This window comes from Mesorhizobium sp. P3_A8 (assembly GCF_056402995.1).
In genome coordinates, this window is the sequence record NZ_JBFUGI010000008.1 from 95,364 (window position 1) to 112,747 (window position 17,384).

Genomic DNA, 17,384 nt, shown 5'->3' on the forward strand with positions numbered 1-17,384 from the left:
CCTGTCTGGTCAGTGCGCGGTGGCGGCAGCGACGAGCGCATCTCCGGTATATTGCCTGTCACCGATGCCCCAGCCACCGTCGGGCGCGTTGACGATGTTGATCCAGGTGTTTTCTGGCCTGTGCCCGGGCACGCAGAGTTCGGCGACAATCCCGTAAGCGGCGCCGATGAAGGTCTTGCGGGCTTCCACCGAGCCAAGGCCGATGTTCGGCAATTTCAACTCGACCATGACCACGGGCCGATTGGCGCCGCCGGCATAGATGTGGCGCGGCGGCAGGACGTGGACGGTGCCGCCGACAATTGCGGTAAAGAAAGAATTGCCGGTAGCGCCGGAGGCCTCGATCAGGGCGGCGCTGAGGCGTGGCAGGATCTCGCGTTCTCCGGCCTCTGTCAGTACGCCTTCCGGCGCGGTCACGGTGATTGGCATTTGGGCTCTCCTTGTCCTCGGGCTGCACGGCCTTGCAGGAAGGATTGTCTTCCGGCTTGCCATGTTTCGTATCAATTGTTACGTTATGTGAAGAGAGCAAGTCAACAGGTTTCGTATCGATCATTATGGATAATTTGGAAAAACCCAGGGGTGGTCGTCCCCGCGCGTTCGACCCCGGCCGGGCACTGGATGCGGCGATGCATCTGTTCTGGGAGCATGGCTATGAGGCGACGTCGCTGGCCATGCTGCGCGAGGCGATGGGGTTGACGCCGCCGCAGATCTACAACGCCTTCACCGACAAGGAGACTTTGTTTCGCAAGGCGCTGACACGCTACCACGAGACGGAGATCGGCTTTGCGCTGGACGCACTGAGCGCACAGGTGTCGACGCGGGAGGCGATCCGGCGGCTGCTGCTGGGGGCGGCGGAGGCCTATTCCAGGCCCGGCAAGCCGGGTGGATGCCTTTTCGTCAGCGGTGCGCTGGCAGCCTCGCCGCAGGCGCAAGCCATTGCCGATGAACTCAAGGCCTATCGCAAGGCAAGCGAGGCGGCGATCGCCGAGCGGTTGGCCAAGGGGAGGGCGTCGGGCGATCTGCCGGAAGGCCTCTCCGTCGAAGGCTTCGCCAAATACCTGGCCGGCGTCATGAACGGCATGTCGATCCAGGCGCGCGACGGCGCATCGGTCGAAGAGTTGCGCCTTTTGGCCCAAACCGCTCTTGCGGCCTTGCCGGTCGAAGAGCAAAAACGGAGGGCATGATTCAAGGACGGAACGCCATGCTGGATCTCTTTCCCGAGGCCGCCAAGCCGGTCGACATCATCCCGGCCAAGAAGCTTTCCGCCCGCGCGGCAGCGCTCTATGTCGCGCCGGCGGATCATTTCCAGACGCGTCCGGTGGAAGAATTGCGGCTCGGCTTCGACGGCATATCGGGCGATTTCCATGCCGGACCGACGCGACGCTCGGGCGGGCGCGAACCCTGGTATCCGCGCGGCACCGAAATGCGCAACGAGCGGCAGCTGTCGATCGTCGCCGCGGATGAACTGGCCATTGTCGCCGAGCGGATGGGCCTGGCCGAGATCAAGCCGGAGTGGATCGGCGCCAATCTGGTGATCGAAGGCGTTCCAAACCTCTCCATGCTGCCTTCCGGCACGCTGCTGTTCTTCAAAGGCGGGGTGACCATCAAGGTCGACGCACAGAACGGACCATGCCGCCTCGCCGGGCGATCGATCGCTGAAAATGCAGGGATGGCAGACATTGAAGCCGGCGCGCTGCTCTTTCCCAAAGTGGCCAAACGGCTGCGTGGTCTCGTCGCCTGGGTAGAGAAACCCGGAACGATCAGCGTCGGCGAAGAGATTTCAGCGCGGGTGCCGGAGCAGTGGATTTATCAGGCGTAGCCGAGCGTTTCTCGTCGTGCCCTAAGGGTAGGGGCTACGCCGCCCACTGAGCGGCGTAGCGGACACCGCAAATCGTCAGTCCTTGCGGTTTTTCTTCGCGCCTTGCGCCATGACCGAAACGTGGTCCCACTTGTCCCAGGTGGCGAGGCGGTTGGCGTATTCCTGGCGGATCATCGGCAGGCCGCCATCGCCGAAGAACACGCGCAGCGGCGGCTCGGCGGCATCGACGATGGCCAGCATCGCCGGGCCGGTCGCTTCGGGATCGCCGGCGACCGAGTTGGCGCGGCGCTCGGCCATCTTGGCGCGGGCAGGCGCATAGGCCTCGATCGGCTTGGAGACCTTGGCGGAGGCGCCGGACCAGTCGGTGGAGAAACCACCCGGCTCGACCAGCGTAACATGGATGCCGAACTCAGCGACCTCGATGCTGAGCGACTGGCTGAAGGCCTCCAGTGCCCATTTCGAGGCATGGTAGAGGCCGAGCGAGGCAAAGGCATTGACGCCGCCGATCGACGAGATCTGGATGATGTGGCCGGACCGTTGCGCCCGCATGATCGGTAGGGCTGCCTGGGTCACCCACAGAGCTCCGAACACATTGGTTTCGATCTGGTCGCGAGCTTCCTGCTCGCTGACTTCCTCGATGGCGCCGAAATGGCCGTAGCCGGCATTGTTGATGACGACGTCGAGCCGGCCAAAGCGCTTGTGCGCCTCGGCGACAGCTGCATCGACGTCTTTCTTGTCGGTGACGTCGAGCTTTATCGCGGCGATGTTGTCGCCATATTTCGCGACGAGATCGGCGAGCGTGCCGGCGTCACGGGCGGTCGCGGCAACGCGGTCGCCACGCGCCAATGCGGCCTCGGCCCAGACGCGGCCAAAGCCCTTCGACGATCCGGTGATGAACCAAACCTTTGATGTCATGATGTGGAATCCTTGCCCCTGCGGGCGCAATTTGTAGTGAAAGCGGAGGCTTCTCCGCTTTCGGGCATATACGGTCTATCCCCTGATTTTCCAGAGGCGAGGGGAAATCTTTTTGAACAAGACGCCCCTTGATCAGGGATAATTCACCGGAGACGACCACGCCGGGTGATCATGCTTTTGCCAGTACAGCGCCATCAGCCGGCTGGTGATCGGCCCGACCTTGCCGTCGGCGATCGCCACGCCATCGATCTGCGTCACCGGCATGATGCCGCCGGCGGTCGAGGTGATGAAGACCTCGTCAGCTGCCTTGAGCGCGGTGACGCTGACATCGAGTGCGGCGGCGACAAGACCTTCCTCGCTACAGAGATCGAAAACGGTGCGCCTTGTGATGCCGGGCAGCACGCCGATGGCCGGCGTCGACAATTTGCCTTCCTTGACGCAGAAGACGTTGAAGCCCGGGCCTTCGGCGACATTGCCGTTGAAATCGAGGATGAGCGCGGTCTCGGCGCCGCGGTCATAGGCGTCGTAGAGGCCGCGCACCAGATCGAGCCAATGGTAGTTCTTGATCGCCGGGTCGATCGAGGCCGGCGGGATGCGCACTCTGTCGCTGATGGCGACACGCAGGCCGCGCTGCAGCTGCTCGGCATTTGCGACCGAGCCGAACGGCACGGCGAAGGCCATGAAGCGGTTGATTGCCTGGCGTGGATCGCGGCTGAAGGTCGGCGAGGCGCCGCGCGTGCACAGCATTTCGACATAGGCGGCGCGATGACCCGAAAGTGCTGCGCAATTGTGCAGGATTTCGGTCACGCCATCTCTGTCGAACGGGATTGTCATGCGCAGCTTTTCCAGCCCGCCGAAGAAGCGATCGAGATGCAGATCGAGGCGGAAGAAGCGGCCGTTCCAGACATGCACCGTGTCGTAGGTGGCGTCGGAATGCAGGAATCCCCAATCGAGCACCGACACCTTGGCTTGCGACATCGGCAGGTACTGGCCGTCGAGGAAGGCGATGCCGTCGGGATAGGAATGCGGGTCGATATGGCGGTCGCTCACCGCTGGCAGCGGCTTTGAAGCCTGTGTTGCCGTCGTCTGGTCCATCGGGGCCTCCTCGCGCGCAGGGCGGGTCATCAGCCTATCGGCGCCGGACAGAAGTCATAGAGCCAGCCGTCCGGCGATGTTCGTCCTCCATGACGATGTAGCTGATACATTGGATTGGAGTTGCCTTATAATCCGATGGGGCAGAATGGGAGGGGGATATGGGCAGGTTTTGGGCCGTCATGGCGGCCACGATGATTTTCGCCGCCACGGGCGAAGCCAGCGCGCAATGCACGAAAGAAGGCGACGAACTCTGCCAAAATGGCCAGACCTATCGCTGCGAGAAGACCGGCAGCGAATTGACGCTGATCTTCCAGAACCTGCCTTGCGCGGTGAACGTGCCGGCGCAGACGTTTACCGGCACCTGGGTCGGCAGTGGCCACCAGAGCCCGGCGGGTGACGCCGGCGCCGACTGGTCGATCGCCATGACGATCAGGGATGACGCCGCGTCGATCGACTATCCGTCACTCGGCTGCGGCGGGTCGCTGTCGCAGACGTCGAGGGATGAGACGTCGGCGGAATTCCATGAGCGCATCACCTACGGCCAGGACAAGTGCATCGATGGCGGCGACATCACCGTCCGGTTTTTCAAGGGAAACCTGTCCTGGACCTGGGTCGGCCAGGCCGACGGTCAGCCCTATAACGCGATCGCTGTACTGACCCGGCAATAGCTGCCTCATTCCTCCTCGTCGTCGGCGTCGAGCAGGCGTGTCGCGCGCCAGCGGGTGAGCACCATGTTGGTCTGCTCGATGACGAAGAAACGCGCCGAGTCGCGGTCGTAGCCTTCGGCCAGCAGCTTTTCGTAGTCGGTATGCATGTGGCGGATATGGGCGATCGTCGCCAGCCACACCGCGATGCCAGGCGGCAATGTCTTCATATGCACCGCGCCGGCGTCGGTGCGGATCTTTTCCATGTCGGCATAGGGCGCCAGCGGCAGAAGGGCTGTCAGCGCCTTGGCGATGGCGCGGCGGCGGCCGGTCGGCGCTGTCATCGCTCGTCACGTCCTTCAATGGTCGCCTCGGCAATGGCATCGGTCGAGGCAAAGTAAGGCTTGATGTCGATGACCGGCGTGCCGTCGAGCACGTCGATGGCGTCGAGATCGATACGTCCGGTGGCGATGTCCAGTCCGACGAGCCTTGCCACATGCAGGCCGACCGGGTTCGGCCGGGCAGGGGATCGCAAGCCGAATACACCTTTCGCGTCAGCCGCATGGCGGGGTTTTTGCACAATCAGATTCCGCGGCGCGTGATGCAGCCAGGACAAGATGATGACATGGCTGGCGCACTCCAGTCCGCGCAGGCCATCCCGATAGGGCGCGTCGATGGTCAGCACCGCCAGCTGCCCGGTCTCGCGGGCCGTGCGCATATTCTTTGGGCAGCTCTCCCGCGTCACCCATGGCGAGGCGATGCGGCCGATGAAGACGACGCCAGCATCCGCCGTCATCGTTGCCGGATCCTGTTGCAGCCTCTGCTCGCCTTCGCGTGCCTCGAACATTTCGCGTGGCCCGCTCATTCTGCCCATCTCTGTGCTGGCGCCTGTCATTGTCCCGGAACCGCACCACATTTTTGGGTGGCACGCACCGGAAAATCACGCATGCGGCATTTTCTTGTCCGGAAGCGACATAGCGCTTGCAAGGTTTTTAAAATCGACATAAACATATGTTTATATCTTTTTCAAAGTGAATACGCTGAAAAGAGAATACGTAGATGCATGTCTCGCTCGACACCATGGTGGATACGTTAAAGGCGGCGGCCGAATCCAGCCGCTTGCGCATATTGGCACTGTTGTCGCGCGGCGACCTCACCGTTTCCGATCTTACCGAAATTCTCGGCCAGTCGCAGCCGCGCGTCTCGCGCCACCTGAAGCTGCTGCTCGAGGCCGGGCTGATCGGCCGTTACCAGGAAGGGTCATGGGCGTTTTTCCGGCTGTCGGATACCGATTCCGCGCGTGACTTCGTCATGGGGCTGGTTTCCAGCATTCGCGGCGCCGATCCACAGGTCGAGCGCGATCTCGAGCGGCTCGCCTCGGTCAAGCGCAAGCGTCAGGACCGGGCGACGGAGTACTTTTCCGTGAATGCGGCAAGCTGGGACCATATCCGCTCGCTGCACGTGCCGGACCGTGCCGTCGAGGCCGCGATGCTGAAGCTGGTCGGCAAGCGACCGTTCCAGTCAATGCTCGATCTCGGCACCGGGACGGGCCGGCTGTTGGAAATCTTCTCGCCGCTCTACCGGCGCGGCGTTGGCATCGACATGTCGCGCGAAATGCTGACCGTGGCGCGCGCCAATCTCGACAAGGCCGGCGTTTCCAATGCGCAGGTCCGGCAGGGCGACATCTTTTCGCCGCCGGTCGAGCGCGATGCCTTCGATCTCGTCACCATCCACCAGGTGCTGCACTATCTCGATGATCCGGCCCGCGCCATCCACGAGGCGGCGCGGCTTTTGCGCCCGGCGGGCCGGCTGGTCATCGTCGACTTTGCGCCACACACGCTGGAATTCCTGCGCGACGAGCATGCCCATATGCGCCTCGGCTTTTCCGACCGGCAGATCGGCGAATGGTTTGCCGAGGCCGGCCTCGATCTCGAGGATGCCCAGGAATTCGAGCCGCGTGGCGGCAACGAGGCAAGGCTGACGGTAAAACTCTGGCTTGGCCGCGACCGGCGCCTGCTGATCGCCGATCCAGCCAATGAGCAGACCAAAGTGAACTCGATAGGGGAAATCGCCTGATGAACCAGTTCCGCTTTTCCCGCCGCCCCGACATTGGCGACAAGGTCAAGGTTTCCTTCGAATTCTTCCCGCCCAAGACCGACGAGATGGAGGCGCGGCTCTGGGACACGGTCACGCGGCTGGAGCCGCTGAAGCCGAAATTCGTCTCGGTCACCTATGGCGCCGGCGGTTCGACGCGTGAGCGCACGGCGCGTACCATCAGCCGCATCCTGAAGGAGACCAGCCTGACGCCGGCCGCGCACATGACCTGCGTCGATGCTGCCCGCCATCAGGTCGATGCGGTGATCCAGGAATTCGTCGATATGGGCGTGAAGCGGTTCGTCGCCCTGCGCGGCGATCCGGCCGCGGGCGTCGGCACCGCCTACCGGCCGCATCCGGACGGCTATGCCAATGGCGCCGAGCTGGTTGGCGCGCTCAGGGATGCCGGCGATTTCGACATTTCGGTTTCGGCCTATCCGGAAAAGCATCCCGAAAGCCCTGACTTTGCCACCGACATCGACATGCTGAAGCGCAAGGTCGACAATGGCGCGACGCGGGCGATCACCCAGTTCTTCTTCGACAATGATCTCTACGAGCGCTATGTCGAGCGCGCGCGCCGCGCCGGCATCTACATCCCGATCGTTCCCGGCATCCTGCCGGTGCACAATTTCACCCAGGTCGCCAATTTCTCGGCACGCTGCGGCGCGCTGGTGCCAGCATGGCTGGCCGAGCGCTTCGACGGCCTGCAGAACGACCCGCAGACGCATGCGCTGGTGGCATCGGCCGTCGCCGCCGAACAGGTGCTCGACCTGGTCGAGCGCGGAGTGGGCGATTTCCACTTCTACACGATGAACCGCGCCGACCTCGTCTTTGCGATCTGCCACATGATCGGCATCCGCTCACACGAGGCCGAAGTAGCGGGTTCAGCTGCGGCATAAGGTTCAGCCAGACAAGCAAAAGGCCGGGTAAAAACCCGGCCTTTCGAATTGGTTAGACTATTTGGTGCTGGTCTTCCCCGTCTTGGCGGGTTCAGGGAAGGACGCCCATAATGAGGGCGCCGATGAAAGCAAACGCAGCACAAATCATCAATGCGTTGATCGGCCTCGTAAGTCCCATGACATAGCCTCCTCTTAAAGAGCTATGCCTAGGAGTCTAGGTTCATTTGTGCCACAGGCAAGCGGAAAATGTGCTGCATTGCGACGTGAATGTGAAAATTGCGACCCGGCTTTTGCCGTTAGCCGTTGAAACTCTTCGGCAAAAACTCGCTTCAGGCCTGTGAATAAATTGTGGCGAGGGCGTGTCGTTCCTGTGTCATGGCAGCGCTACCACCGCGAAAGTCGACTTCGACTTTCGCGCCACTGCGGGGATTCAGTTAAGGCGCCCTACCGTCGGCCAAACAGCCGTCCGTCGATGGTGACCAAGCCCAGCGCGATCAGCACCACGCCACCGATCTCGAACAGTTCCAGCCGCTCGCCGAGGAACAGGAAACCGAGCAGCATGGCGCTGGCCGGCACGATCAGCGTGACCAGCGAGGCGTTGGTGGCGCCGGCCGAGGCGACGAGGTTGAAATAGAGGATATAGGCAAAGGCGGTGGACAACAGCGCCAGTGCCAGCACCGCGGCCCAGACCGGCGGCGAGGCCGAGAACAGGCCGGCGGGGCCGTGCGCCAGCAGCACGACCGGAATCATGATGATGGTCGAAGCGGTCAGCTGCCCCGTGGCGAGGACCGGCGAGGGCACGCCCTTGAAGCGGCGGGCGACCATCAGCGCGATGCCATAGGACAGCGACGCGCCGATCAGCGCGAACTTGGCCCAGGCCGGGCCGCCGAGCCCGGCGAGCAGGCCGGGACCGATCATGACAGCCGTGCCGGCGACGCCGAGCGCTATGCCGGCCAACTTGTTCCAGGACAGCTTCTCATCCGATGTCAGCGCATTGGCGAGGGTCAGCGTCCAGAACGGTGTCGTCGCGTTGAGCACCGAGGCGACACCGGCGCCAAGCTCAGTCTGGCCGGCGAAGATCAGCGAGAAGGGCACGACATTGTTGGTGAAGGCCAGCAGGAAGAACAGGCCGGCGTGCGGAAAGGCGAGGCGGAAGGATGGGCCGCGAATGGCCAGATAGAGCTGCAGCGCGATCGCGGCGATGGTAACGCGAAACAGCACCAGCACCAGCGGGTGAAGCTCGGCCACCGCGATGCGGGCGAAGAAGAACGAACCGCCCCAGATGGCGCCGAGCAGCAGCAGCTGTCCCCAATCGGTGAGCGTCATCGGTCCGCGTTGTGTTGATGTCGCGGCAATTGCCATGTGAAGCGTCCTCCCCCCGATGGGCCGACATGCCGGCCCGAATGTCAGCCGATTGGGTACAGGGCATATCCGGTCCCGCGACAAGGGCCACCCGAAACCTGATCGATGGCAAACACTGCTGCCAAAGAGCTAGCGCCGTTGCGTCAGGCACACGAGACACAGAATTGTTTTCATTAGCCGCTAGCTTGGATTAATTGTGCGCAGCTCAGGTCAAGGATTCGTCCATGCAGCGATTCGAAAATGCCCGCGAGGCGGCACTGGCGCTTCGCCCGGACGATCCGGTCTATTGCTTCCGCCCGCAGGTGCTGATGGCGGATGCCAGGCAGTTCATGGGCATGTTCCCCGGCAAGACCGCCTATGCGGTCAAGACCAATGGCGAGCAGATCGTGCTGAAGGCGCTGGTCGAGGCCGGCGTCACCGCCTTCGATGTCGCTTCGCCCGGCGAGTTCGCCGCCGTGCGCGCCGTCTCGCCCGATGCCGAGATGCTCTACATGCATCCGGTCAAGGCGCAGTCCGATATCAAGCTGGCGCTGGAGAAATACGGCATTCGCGTCATCTCGCTCGACCATGAGGATGAGATCACCAAAGTGACCAGGGTGGTGCGGGCGCTCGACATCGACCCGGGCACGATCAGTGTGTTCGTGCGGGTGCAGACCAAGGGCCACGCCGCCTACGAGCTGTCGAAGAAGTTCGGCGCCGGGCCGGCCTATGCGGTCGAACTCGCCGAGCGGCTGAACCGCACCGGATACAAGGTCGGGCTCTGCTTTCATGTCGGCAGCCAGATCGAGGACCCCGACACCTATGAGCGGGCGCTGGCCTCGGCCGACTGGGTGCGCAACCGGTTGACCTTCGATATTGCCGGGCTCGATGTCGGCGGCGGTTTCCCGGCCGAATACGGCCACGATCCCAACCGCAAGCAGATCGAGATGCCGTCGCTTGGCCAGATCATGTCGCGGCTTTCCGGCGACCTGAAGGAATACCAGTTCGACCAGATACCCTTGGTGGCCGAGCCGGGCAGGGTGATCGTGGCGCGCTGCCTGTCACTGATCGTGCGCGTGCTGCTGCGCAAGGGCAAGCGGCTCTACATCAATGACGGCATCTGGGCGTCGCTGTCGGATTCATGGACCGGCAAGATCACGCTGCCGGCGCGTTTTATTCCCGATCCGGCGATCAGAACCCGCAATGGCGATGAGAGCAAAATCGTGCCGTTCAAAGTCTGCGGCGCGACCTGCGATTCCGTCGACATCCTGTCCAGGCCATTCTGGCTGCCGGAAACCGTCGACACTGGCGACTGGATCGAGATCGGCCATATCGGCGCCTATTCGCTGTCGCTCCGGACCCGCTTCAATGGGTTCTATCCCGATACGTTCGTTGAAGTGACGACGCCCTTCGATGAGGGCGACGCGCCGCAGGGATTTGCCAGCTTGGAGACGATGGCGGATTAGCGAATAGGGAATAGCCAGTAGCGAATAGGGAATTATCTTCTTCGCTACTCGCTACTCGCTACTCGCTACTCGCTACAATTTCCCCAACAGCTCCGGCGTCGGCCAGCCGTCCACCGGCAGGCCCAGCCGCATCTGCTCCTTGCGGATCGCTTCGCGGGTGTTGGTGCCCAGAATGCCGTCGACCGTGCCGACGTCGTAGCCTCGGGCTTCGAGCTTGGTCTGCAGCGCCTTCATCTGCTCGTTGTTGAGACCTTGTTCCGGGGTGCGCGGATCAAGCGGCGGCGCGCCGGCGAGGCGTGCGGCGAGGTTAGCCGCGGTCAGCGCGTAGGTGAAGGACTGGTTCCATTCGAGATAGACGTCGAAATTGTCGTAGGTGAGGAAGGCCGGACCCTTGCGGCCCATGGGCAGCGCCAGGCCGGCCTTGAGACCCTTGTCGACCAGCGGTGAGCCGTCGGGATTGGTGACGCCCCACTGTGCCCACTGGGTCAGCGGCAATTTGTTGGTGCGCCCGGTCTGGTCCCATGGCATCTCGTCGGGCACACGCACTTCCTGGATCCAGGGCTCGTCGCGCTTCCAGCCGCGCGACAGCACCTTGCTGGCCGTGGTCATGATCACGTCCGGCACGCTTTTGCGCAGGTCGACCTTGCCGTCGCCATCGCCATCGACGCCGTGCGTCAGATAATCGGAAGGCAGGATCTGCGTCTGGCCGATCTCGCCGGCCCAGGCGCCCTCGACGTCGGCCGGCAGCACGCCGTGGTCGATCAGTTCGAGAAGCGGCACCAACTGCTGGCGGAACAGCTGTGGGCGGCGGCAATCATGCGAAAGCGTCACCAGCGCGCTCAGCGTGTGGAAATCGCCCTGCACGGCGCCGAAATCCGTCTCCAGCGCCCAGAAGGCGGTGATGACAGGCGCCTGGACGCCGAACTGCTGGTCGGCGCGGGCGAAGATATCGGCGTATTTCTTCATGTTCGCCGCACCTTGCTTCAGCCGGTAGGCCGAGATCATGCGGTTGGAAAATTCGACGAAGGTCTGGGTGAAGACGCCCTGAGCGCGGTCGCGGGCCAGCGCCCTCTCATCAAAGTTGGCCGCCTCCAGCGCTGCGAGGCCGACAGGACCGACACCGGCCGCCTTGGCTTCCGCCGCCACACCCTGCTTCCAGGTTTCGAAGTCGCCGCCGCATTGCTGCGCCATCGCCGGCAAGGCCGTGGCGCACAGGAATAGCGCCGCGAGGGCTTGGGAACGCAGTCGCATCAGCTTCCTTTCGAAACGAAGAGGGCATTGTCGTGCTTGGCTGGCAGCCCAACGACCTGAATTGCCGGCGGTTGCACTTTTTACCGCTGGCTGTGTCGAAAAGCAGGCGGCAGGCCCGGTGTCAACGGGTGTTCTGCCGCAGCCACTTATTCCAGGCAGCTTCGCTGCCGTTGAAGACATTGATGTCGGACTTGCCCGTCATGCCGGGAACGATGCCGGTTCCGGTGTACTGCCAGAAGGTGAAGGGGTGGCTGCCATACTTCTCGCGCGGATGGCCGGCGACGGAGCGCAGCCAGTAAGGATAGCCGCGGAAACTCGACAGCTCATTGTCGTCGAAGAAGTCGACCGAGGTGTAGATGATCGGCTTCTTGCCGTAATGCCGCTCGACGATCTCGAGGAAGGTGCTCATCTCCGCGCGCACCGTGGCGGCGTCGGGACGCAGCCTGCAGGTCGGCGATTGCGGGTTCCATTCCATGTCGAGGACCGGCGGCATCGCCGAGCGGTCGACGGGGACATTCTGGATGAACCAGCGCGCCTGCTGGGCGGCAGGAGTGCAGAAATAGAAGAAATGATAGGCCGCGCGCGGAACGCCGGCGGCTTTCGTGCGCGCCCAGTGCTCGCTGAAATACTCGTCGAAGCGGTCACCACCTTCGGTGGCCTTGATGAAGGCGAAGGAAATGCCGCTTGCCTTGGCCGTCGGCCAGTCGACCGAGGTCTGGTACTTGGAGACGTCGGTGCCGTGAACCGCATAGTTCCAGGGCGCGCCGCTGTCCCATTCATGCGGTTTGGAATCGGCGAAGCGCGGCGCGCGCACGGCCACCGTCGGGCTGCTGGAGGCGGATGGTGACAGCGGCGACAGATCGTCGACGGTCGAGCAGGCGCCAAGCAGCGTCAGCATGAAAAGAGCCGCAAGACGGCGCATCACAACTTCCAAGCCGGAATCAGCCGGTCGCTGATGGGTCTGTGAACTGATGGCCGGTCTGGCCCCCTCCGAACGATCGCCCCACGCATCGCTCAGCATAGCTATTTTTGTGCATGTCGTTGTCCCAAAACCGCTGAACACTTTTGGGCGACATGCATCCTGTGATGGCCGATCATGGTTGATAATCCGTTGATGGCGCTCGACAGGAGCCCTGATTTGCGGAAGCAATGGCGGCAATTCGATGACATAAGGGTCGGGCGAAAGCCTGGGAAGAAGCAGATGCGGATCATCGTCAAGATCGTCAAATGGCTGCTTGGCCTGATCGTGCTGGCGGTCGCCGCGCTGTTTGCCTGGCTTTACATCGCGCCACCGGAATTGATCCGCGTCGGTTCCGGCTATTCGGCCAAGATCGTCTGCTCGAACGTCTTCATTGCCGGGCGCGACCCCAATGAGGTTCTTGCAGTGGATGTGCAGGCGCCCGGACACCCGCTGCTGCGGCTGATGCGGGTCTCGGTCGACAAGAACCGAGGCACCGTCTCCGCCGGCCTGCTTGGCTTCCTCGGCAAGAGCGAGGCGGTTTCCCGCGACGGGCTGGGTTGCGCCTCGGTTCCCGACGGCGATGTCGGCAAGGCACGGCGCACGGCGGTCCATGCCGAGCCGTCGGCGACCAGCCAGGATACGCTGTGGCCGGAAGGTGAGCGGGTCGACGCGTCACAGGATCCGGTGATTGCCAAACTGCTCGATGACGCGGCGCTGACCGGCACCGGCATGCGTGCCGTGGTGGTGGTCAAGAACGGCCGTGTCGTCGCCGAACGCTACGGCGACGGCTTTTCCGCCAAGACGCCGCTGCTCGGTTGGTCAATGACCAAGACAGTGAACGCCGCCATCATCGGCACGCTGGTTAAGGACGGCAAGATGGCCGTCGACAACAAGGGCCTGTTCGCGCCGTGGAAGGCCGACGGCCGCGCCGCCATCAGCCTTGCCGACATGATGGCGATGTCGAGCGGGCTGGAGTTCAACGAGGATTATGGCGACGTCGCCGATGTCACGCGCATGCTCTATCTAGAACCGGACATGGCGGGCTTTGCCGAATCAAAGCCGCTGACCGGCGAAGTCGGCAAGGTGTTTTCCTATTCGAGCGGCACGGCGGTGATGCTGTCGCGGCTGTGGCAGGATGCGATCGGTGACAAGGCCAAGGCGCTGACATGGCCGCGCAATGCGCTGTTCGAGCCGCTCGGCATGCATAGCGCGGTGCTCGAAACCGACGAGCAAGGCACCTTCGTCGGCTCATCCTATCTCTACGCCACAGCGCATGACTGGGCCCGCTTCGGCCAGTTCCTGCTGCAAGGCGGGGTCTGGAACGGCAACCAGGTCCTGCCGGCCGGCTTCGTCGACTGGATGCGCGAGCCGGCGCCCGCCTCGAAAGTCTATGGCAAGGGCCAGTTGTGGATCGAGGCGCCGGGCGATGAGGACAACCCGGGCGCCGGTGTCGCCGCCGGCCTGCCCAAGGATACCTACTGGATGGAAGGGCATGACGGGCAGACGGTCACCATCATTCCGTCGGAGCAATTGGTGGTGGTGCGGCTCGGGCTGACCCCGGCCAAGCTCGGCTACCGGCCGCAGACGATGGTGGGCGCGCTGGTGAAGGCGCTCAAATAACTTACCGAGGGGAGATCAAGGTTGGGTGTTCTAAGTGTCGGCGATGATCTGCCTGTATGGGGAGGCGGCCGACGAATAATCTATTCGATTATCGAGTACGCGATCAGCACGACCGGCGAGAGAGCTTACCTAACCAAACTCAAGGAGAGCTTCGACAATCGCTATAATCATGCCGATCTGGGCGCATTGACCCAACATGAGTTAAGCGAATTTCGGGACGCCGCGGCAAGCTATGCGCGAAACACTCAATGGAAGCGGGAAGGATTTAACGACTGCGAAGAGCTAATGCAGGAACTTCTACGTCTCGTGGATGCACGCCTGAAACAACTCACGACGCATTGAGAGGCCCGCCGATCACCGCTAACCATGCATAGCCGCGATAAAGCGTACGGAAACGGAAGGTTGCGCCGGTTCGTCGGGATTCCGATTCAAGGACCTCGCGCAAGAATTCACGCGGCGAGACGTGGAATTTTCTAAGCCAGCCGCGCAGCAAGGTCCGGAACCAGCCCGGCAAACCTTCCTGCTGGCCGAAATCGACGACATGCAGCGAGCCGTTGGGGGAAAGTGCCGCCAATGCTGCCGACACCGTCTTTTCCCAACCGGGGATCATCGACAGCGAATAGGAGACGAAGACGCGGTCGAACCGTTCGATGCCGTAGAGAGCCTTGGCGTCGAAATCGGTGGCGTCGCCCCTTGCCAGCGTGACGCGGCTGGACAGGCCTTCGCGGTCGATCGCCTTGCCGGCCGTCTCCAGCATTTCGGCCGAGATATCGAGGCCGAAGAAGCGGGCATCGGGATAGCGGTGGGCGGCGAGGATGATGTTGCGGCCGGTGCCGCAGCCGAGTTCCAGAACGGTGCCGCCGGCCGGCACCCCCAGCCCATCGATGAGCCGGTCGCGGCCGAGAAGATAGTATTTGCGGGTCAGGTCGTAGATATGGCGCTGCCAGCGGTAGACGCCGTCCATCAGTTCGGCGTGGCTGGCCGGCAACTCCGTCGTGCTCATGCGGGGCGCTTCACATAGAGGTGGAAACCGCCATAGATGGCGGAACGGTCGCGGGCCGAGAATTCGCGCGAGGCCTCGTCCTGATAATCCCACTGGTCGAGCAGCGAGGTCGAGACGCGGCCCGGCAGCAGGCTGGGCTCAGCGGCGGTGCGGAAGATAACGCGGGCACCGACCGAAGCGGTGCGGCTGATTTCCGACCACAGCGCATTGAGCTGGTCGTCGGTCATCCAGTCCTGGGCATCGAGCAGGATGAAGCGGTCGACGGTGCCGGCATCCTTGCCGGCGAGGAATTCGATCAGATTGGCATGGTGGATGGCAACGCGGTCGATATTGCCGCGGATGGTGTCGTAATTCTGCTTTTCCAGATAGGCGGGCAGGGCGGCCTCGCCGGGATTTGGATAGCGGCGGGCAAAGGCCTGCCAGGCGAAGTAATTGTTTTCCAGGGGAAAATCGCAGGCGAGCTTTTCCAGCCGGGCCTTCAGCACGCTGGCCATGGTGCCGTCGCCGGAGGTGATCAGCGAATCATACTGCGCCGGCGGGATGCCGAGGCCGAACAGCGAAGCCTTGCGCGACGTCGCCCATTTCAGCAGCGGCTTGTCGAAGACCGGCGCCAGCTCCTCGTTGAAGAAGCGGCGCTGCTCGCTGATGTTTTTGGCTTCCATCATGCGCGCCGGATTGACGCCGAAGAATTTGGCCGTGCGATGGCCCATGGCGATGAACAGGCCAAGCAGGCCGGTCTGGTAGAAATTGCGGTCGAAAACACCGATGCGCCGGCGACCGCGCCAGTTGCGGTGCTCCCAATAATGGCGGCTGACGGGATCGAGATGCGGCGCTATGAAACGGTCGTAGGCTTGCGAATTATGGCTGGTGTCGGCGGCGCCGAAGAAGCGGAACAGGTCGCCCTGCGAGGGCAGGCGGCGCACCGCCTCCAGCTTCATGCGGTTCAGCGCGATGTGCGCGGCGTTGAGGTCGACGGCGTCGATCCGTGCCGGCGAGCGGGTGAGGTAGGCCAGGATGTTGCAGCCGCCCGACGCGATGGTGACGACGCGATGGCCCTGGCCAAGCTGCATCGCCTCCATGTCGACATCGGGGTCTTCCCATATCTGCGGATAGACGAGGCCGGAAAACAGGAAGGCGAACAGCCGCTCGGAAATGCCGGCTTTCGAAAGCGCGCGGTTCTGGTAGACGGCTTTTCCAACTTCCTTGCCGCGGCGAAAAACCAGATCTGCGGAAACGTCCGTCATGACAAAGTGATTCCCCATTTGCTTTGTCGCAAGCGGGTAGCGCAGGGTCATGACAGGCCGGTGACAGCCTGTTGACGCTGGGTCGGGGCTTGGCGAACCCGCCCAGGGGTACCGATAAGGGGTGCCGAGGCCGACACGGCGTCGGCCCCGTTATCTCGCTGAGGTAAATGGGTAGCGTCGATGTGACGGATAACTAGGCCTTCACAGCGTTGATTACCCAGAAATCCGAAGCCATGCTTCCATCGGTCAGATAAGCGTATGGCATGAAGAAGTAACCCTTCTTGCCGACACTGGATCCCCAGGAATTCCGGATTTTGAAAAGGCTGGTTGCGTTGTCATATCCGACACACATCACGGCATGGCCACCGACGACGCTGTCATTTGCACTGGGCAGGGAAATGGTGGCCGGTCTGGGATTTTGAGAATACCAGCTGTCAAATACCGTGAATCCGAAGACAAACGGAAATCCTGCCGCGAGGCAACCTCTGAGCTGATTGAGAGTCGGGGTCAGCCGTTGATAGCTGGTGATGACATATTTGCCGGCGTCATCGTAACAAATCTTCTTGGGCTGCGTCGCCGGCTTGGAATTCTTGGGAAACGGCCCGCCGTCGTAGGTGGCTGGCGTGTCGTCATAGGGCCATTCAATTTCCGGACAGACTCCCTGTTTTTGCAGGCTTTTTATTCCATCTCTGATCTGCGCCCCTGAGTCACTCGCCACATGACCTTCGATCTTGCGTTCATTGTAGTAGATAAAGAGGCGCGACGGCACGAAATCGGGCGCTTGGTTGTTCTTCAGCCTGTCGAACTGCACTGCACCGGCCAGCGCGTTGGCAGTACAGGATCCAATGCGGCCTTGGTCATAGACCGGAAACTCAGGCTTGAGGTCTACTGTTTCTGGAATCGCCTTCAATTGGCTGAGCGGGGCGCTGTATAGTTGGTCTCTTGGATCCGGAAGATCCCTTACCCACCCGAGGCCACTGCTCTTTCTTCCTGTCGGAGCCGTAGTTGGTGTGACGTTCTTGGCCATGGAAACCT

General features: G+C 62.6%; 19 protein-coding genes. 8 read left to right on the forward strand and 11 right to left on the reverse strand.

Annotated features, from left to right (window positions below; all coding sequences use genetic code 11):
• Positions 1-9 precede the first annotated feature (9 nt).
• Complete coding sequence (locus tag AC1DX4_RS19825) at positions 10-426, reverse strand: tautomerase family protein (protein WP_477221898.1); 417 nt, start codon at positions 424-426, stop codon at positions 10-12.
• 197 nt (positions 427-623) lie between these two features.
• Between AC1DX4_RS19825 and AC1DX4_RS19830 the strand changes: the two genes are divergently transcribed.
• Both AC1DX4_RS19830 and AC1DX4_RS19835 read left to right on the forward strand, forming a co-directional pair.
• Positions 624-1,181: a TetR/AcrR family transcriptional regulator gene (locus tag AC1DX4_RS19830; RefSeq protein WP_477221899.1), complete on the forward strand. Its 558-nt coding sequence runs from the start codon at positions 624-626 to the stop codon at positions 1,179-1,181.
• Positions 1,182-1,198: 17 nt separating this feature from the next.
• The gene (locus AC1DX4_RS19835; RefSeq protein ID WP_477221900.1) at positions 1,199-1,816 is read left to right on the forward strand and encodes an MOSC domain-containing protein; all 618 of its coding nucleotides are present in this window, start codon (positions 1,199-1,201) and stop codon (positions 1,814-1,816) included.
• Positions 1,817-1,891: 75 nt separating this feature from the next.
• Here AC1DX4_RS19835 and AC1DX4_RS19840 read toward each other — a convergent pair whose 3' ends face one another.
• Positions 1,892-2,731, reverse strand: coding sequence for an SDR family oxidoreductase (locus AC1DX4_RS19840; RefSeq protein ID WP_477221901.1), 840 nt, complete (start codon positions 2,729-2,731; stop codon positions 1,892-1,894).
• Between the two features lie 132 nt (positions 2,732-2,863).
• Positions 2,864-3,826, reverse strand: coding sequence for a D-amino acid aminotransferase (locus AC1DX4_RS19845; RefSeq protein ID WP_477221902.1), 963 nt, complete (start codon positions 3,824-3,826; stop codon positions 2,864-2,866).
• Between the two features lie 158 nt (positions 3,827-3,984).
• Between AC1DX4_RS19845 and AC1DX4_RS19850 the strand changes: the two genes are divergently transcribed.
• Positions 3,985-4,494 carry a hypothetical protein gene (locus AC1DX4_RS19850; protein WP_477221903.1) on the forward strand — a complete coding sequence of 170 codons (510 nt, stop codon included), beginning with the start codon at positions 3,985-3,987 and terminating at the stop codon, positions 4,492-4,494.
• A gap of 5 nt (positions 4,495-4,499) precedes the next feature.
• Here the strand turns inward: AC1DX4_RS19850 and AC1DX4_RS19855 are convergent, their stop codons facing one another.
• Together AC1DX4_RS19855 and tsaA are read right to left on the reverse strand one after the other, a co-directional pair.
• Positions 4,500-4,814, reverse strand: a complete 315-nt coding sequence (locus tag AC1DX4_RS19855) for a DUF2293 domain-containing protein (protein ID WP_477221904.1) — start codon at positions 4,812-4,814, stop codon at positions 4,500-4,502.
• Positions 4,811-5,335, reverse strand: a complete 525-nt coding sequence (gene tsaA / locus AC1DX4_RS19860) for a tRNA (N6-threonylcarbamoyladenosine(37)-N6)-methyltransferase TrmO (protein ID WP_477221905.1) — start codon at positions 5,333-5,335, stop codon at positions 4,811-4,813. Before tsaA ends, AC1DX4_RS19855 begins: the two co-directional genes overlap by 4 nt.
• A 194-nt stretch (positions 5,336-5,529) precedes the next feature.
• Here tsaA and AC1DX4_RS19865 point away from each other — a divergent pair, with 194 nt between their 5' ends.
• Together AC1DX4_RS19865 and metF are read left to right on the forward strand one after the other, a co-directional pair.
• The gene (locus AC1DX4_RS19865; protein WP_172227319.1) at positions 5,530-6,546 is read left to right on the forward strand and encodes an ArsR/SmtB family transcription factor; all 1,017 of its coding nucleotides are present in this window, start codon (positions 5,530-5,532) and stop codon (positions 6,544-6,546) included.
• Positions 6,546-7,463, forward strand: a complete 918-nt coding sequence (metF, locus tag AC1DX4_RS19870) for a methylenetetrahydrofolate reductase [NAD(P)H] (protein ID WP_477221906.1) — start codon at positions 6,546-6,548, stop codon at positions 7,461-7,463. The genes AC1DX4_RS19865 and metF overlap by 1 nt, the downstream gene beginning before the upstream one ends.
• Before the next feature lie 444 nt (positions 7,464-7,907).
• On the opposite strand, the gene AC1DX4_RS19875 is transcribed toward metF, so the two are convergent.
• Entirely contained in the window at positions 7,908-8,825 is a 918-nt protein-coding gene (locus AC1DX4_RS19875; RefSeq protein WP_477221907.1) for a DMT family transporter, read from the reverse strand.
• A 224-nt stretch (positions 8,826-9,049) separates the two neighbouring features.
• Here AC1DX4_RS19875 and AC1DX4_RS19880 point away from each other — a divergent pair, with 224 nt between their 5' ends.
• Positions 9,050-10,270: an alanine racemase gene (locus AC1DX4_RS19880; protein WP_477221908.1), complete on the forward strand. Its 1,221-nt coding sequence runs from the start codon at positions 9,050-9,052 to the stop codon at positions 10,268-10,270.
• A gap of 72 nt (positions 10,271-10,342) precedes the next feature.
• Here the strand turns inward: AC1DX4_RS19880 and AC1DX4_RS19885 are convergent, their stop codons facing one another.
• Positions 10,343-11,521, reverse strand: coding sequence for a lytic murein transglycosylase (locus AC1DX4_RS19885; protein WP_477221909.1), 1,179 nt, complete (start codon positions 11,519-11,521; stop codon positions 10,343-10,345).
• Positions 11,522-11,642: 121 nt separating this feature from the next.
• Positions 11,643-12,443: a glycoside hydrolase family 25 protein gene (locus tag AC1DX4_RS19890; RefSeq protein ID WP_477221910.1), complete on the reverse strand. Its 801-nt coding sequence runs from the start codon at positions 12,441-12,443 to the stop codon at positions 11,643-11,645.
• Positions 12,444-12,722: 279 nt separating this feature from the next.
• On the opposite strand from AC1DX4_RS19890, the gene AC1DX4_RS19895 reads away from it, so the two are divergent.
• Together AC1DX4_RS19895 and AC1DX4_RS19900 are read left to right on the forward strand one after the other, a co-directional pair.
• The gene (locus AC1DX4_RS19895) at positions 12,723-14,102 is read left to right on the forward strand and encodes a serine hydrolase domain-containing protein (RefSeq protein ID WP_477221911.1); all 1,380 of its coding nucleotides are present in this window, start codon (positions 12,723-12,725) and stop codon (positions 14,100-14,102) included.
• A gap of 21 nt (positions 14,103-14,123) precedes the next feature.
• Positions 14,124-14,444: a hypothetical protein gene (locus tag AC1DX4_RS19900; RefSeq protein WP_477221912.1), complete on the forward strand. Its 321-nt coding sequence runs from the start codon at positions 14,124-14,126 to the stop codon at positions 14,442-14,444.
• Here AC1DX4_RS19900 and AC1DX4_RS19905 read toward each other — a convergent pair.
• The 3 genes from AC1DX4_RS19905 to AC1DX4_RS19915 all read right to left on the reverse strand — a co-directional run bounded on the left by AC1DX4_RS19905 (position 14,431) and on the right by AC1DX4_RS19915 (position 17,376).
• The gene (locus AC1DX4_RS19905) at positions 14,431-15,105 is read right to left on the reverse strand and encodes a class I SAM-dependent methyltransferase (RefSeq protein ID WP_477221913.1); all 675 of its coding nucleotides are present in this window, start codon (positions 15,103-15,105) and stop codon (positions 14,431-14,433) included. The two genes, AC1DX4_RS19900 and AC1DX4_RS19905, sit on opposite strands and share 14 nt — an antisense overlap.
• Positions 15,102-16,400 carry a BtaA family protein gene (locus tag AC1DX4_RS19910; RefSeq protein ID WP_477221914.1) on the reverse strand — a complete coding sequence of 433 codons (1,299 nt, stop codon included), beginning with the start codon at positions 16,398-16,400 and terminating at the stop codon, positions 15,102-15,104. Before AC1DX4_RS19910 ends, AC1DX4_RS19905 begins: the two co-directional genes overlap by 4 nt.
• Before the next feature lie 142 nt (positions 16,401-16,542).
• Positions 16,543-17,376, reverse strand: a complete 834-nt coding sequence (locus AC1DX4_RS19915) for a C1 family peptidase (RefSeq protein WP_477221915.1) — start codon at positions 17,374-17,376, stop codon at positions 16,543-16,545.
• Positions 17,377-17,384 lie beyond the last annotated feature (8 nt).

Excerpts from the sequence above, each read along its gene's own strand:
- AC1DX4_RS19825 (WP_477221898.1), bottom strand. The coding sequence starts at position 426 with ATGCCAATCACCGTGACCGCGCCGGAAGGCGTACTGACAGAGGCCGGA.
- AC1DX4_RS19830 (WP_477221899.1), top strand. The coding sequence starts at position 624 with ATGCATCTGTTCTGGGAGCATGGCTATGAGGCGACGTCGCTGGCCATG.
- AC1DX4_RS19835 (WP_477221900.1), top strand. The coding sequence starts at position 1,199 with ATGCTGGATCTCTTTCCCGAGGCCGCCAAGCCGGTCGACATCATCCCG.
- AC1DX4_RS19840 (WP_477221901.1), bottom strand. The coding sequence starts at position 2,731 with ATGACATCAAAGGTTTGGTTCATCACCGGATCGTCGAAGGGCTTTGGC.
- AC1DX4_RS19845 (WP_477221902.1), bottom strand. The coding sequence starts at position 3,826 with ATGGACCAGACGACGGCAACACAGGCTTCAAAGCCGCTGCCAGCGGTG.
- AC1DX4_RS19850 (WP_477221903.1), top strand. The coding sequence starts at position 3,985 with ATGGGCAGGTTTTGGGCCGTCATGGCGGCCACGATGATTTTCGCCGCC.
- AC1DX4_RS19855 (WP_477221904.1), bottom strand. The coding sequence starts at position 4,814 with ATGACAGCGCCGACCGGCCGCCGCCGCGCCATCGCCAAGGCGCTGACA.
- tsaA (WP_477221905.1), bottom strand. The coding sequence starts at position 5,335 with ATGAGCGGGCCACGCGAAATGTTCGAGGCACGCGAAGGCGAGCAGAGG.
- AC1DX4_RS19865 (WP_172227319.1), top strand. The coding sequence starts at position 5,530 with ATGCATGTCTCGCTCGACACCATGGTGGATACGTTAAAGGCGGCGGCC.
- metF (WP_477221906.1), top strand. The coding sequence starts at position 6,546 with ATGAACCAGTTCCGCTTTTCCCGCCGCCCCGACATTGGCGACAAGGTC.
- AC1DX4_RS19875 (WP_477221907.1), bottom strand. The coding sequence starts at position 8,825 with ATGGCAATTGCCGCGACATCAACACAACGCGGACCGATGACGCTCACC.
- AC1DX4_RS19880 (WP_477221908.1), top strand. The coding sequence starts at position 9,050 with ATGCAGCGATTCGAAAATGCCCGCGAGGCGGCACTGGCGCTTCGCCCG.
- AC1DX4_RS19885 (WP_477221909.1), bottom strand. The coding sequence starts at position 11,521 with ATGCGACTGCGTTCCCAAGCCCTCGCGGCGCTATTCCTGTGCGCCACG.
- AC1DX4_RS19890 (WP_477221910.1), bottom strand. The coding sequence starts at position 12,443 with ATGCGCCGTCTTGCGGCTCTTTTCATGCTGACGCTGCTTGGCGCCTGC.
- AC1DX4_RS19895 (WP_477221911.1), top strand. The coding sequence starts at position 12,723 with ATGCGGATCATCGTCAAGATCGTCAAATGGCTGCTTGGCCTGATCGTG.
- AC1DX4_RS19905 (WP_477221913.1), bottom strand. The coding sequence starts at position 15,105 with ATGAGCACGACGGAGTTGCCGGCCAGCCACGCCGAACTGATGGACGGC.
- AC1DX4_RS19910 (WP_477221914.1), bottom strand. The coding sequence starts at position 16,400 with ATGACCCTGCGCTACCCGCTTGCGACAAAGCAAATGGGGAATCACTTT.
- AC1DX4_RS19915 (WP_477221915.1), bottom strand. The coding sequence starts at position 17,376 with ATGGCCAAGAACGTCACACCAACTACGGCTCCGACAGGAAGAAAGAGC.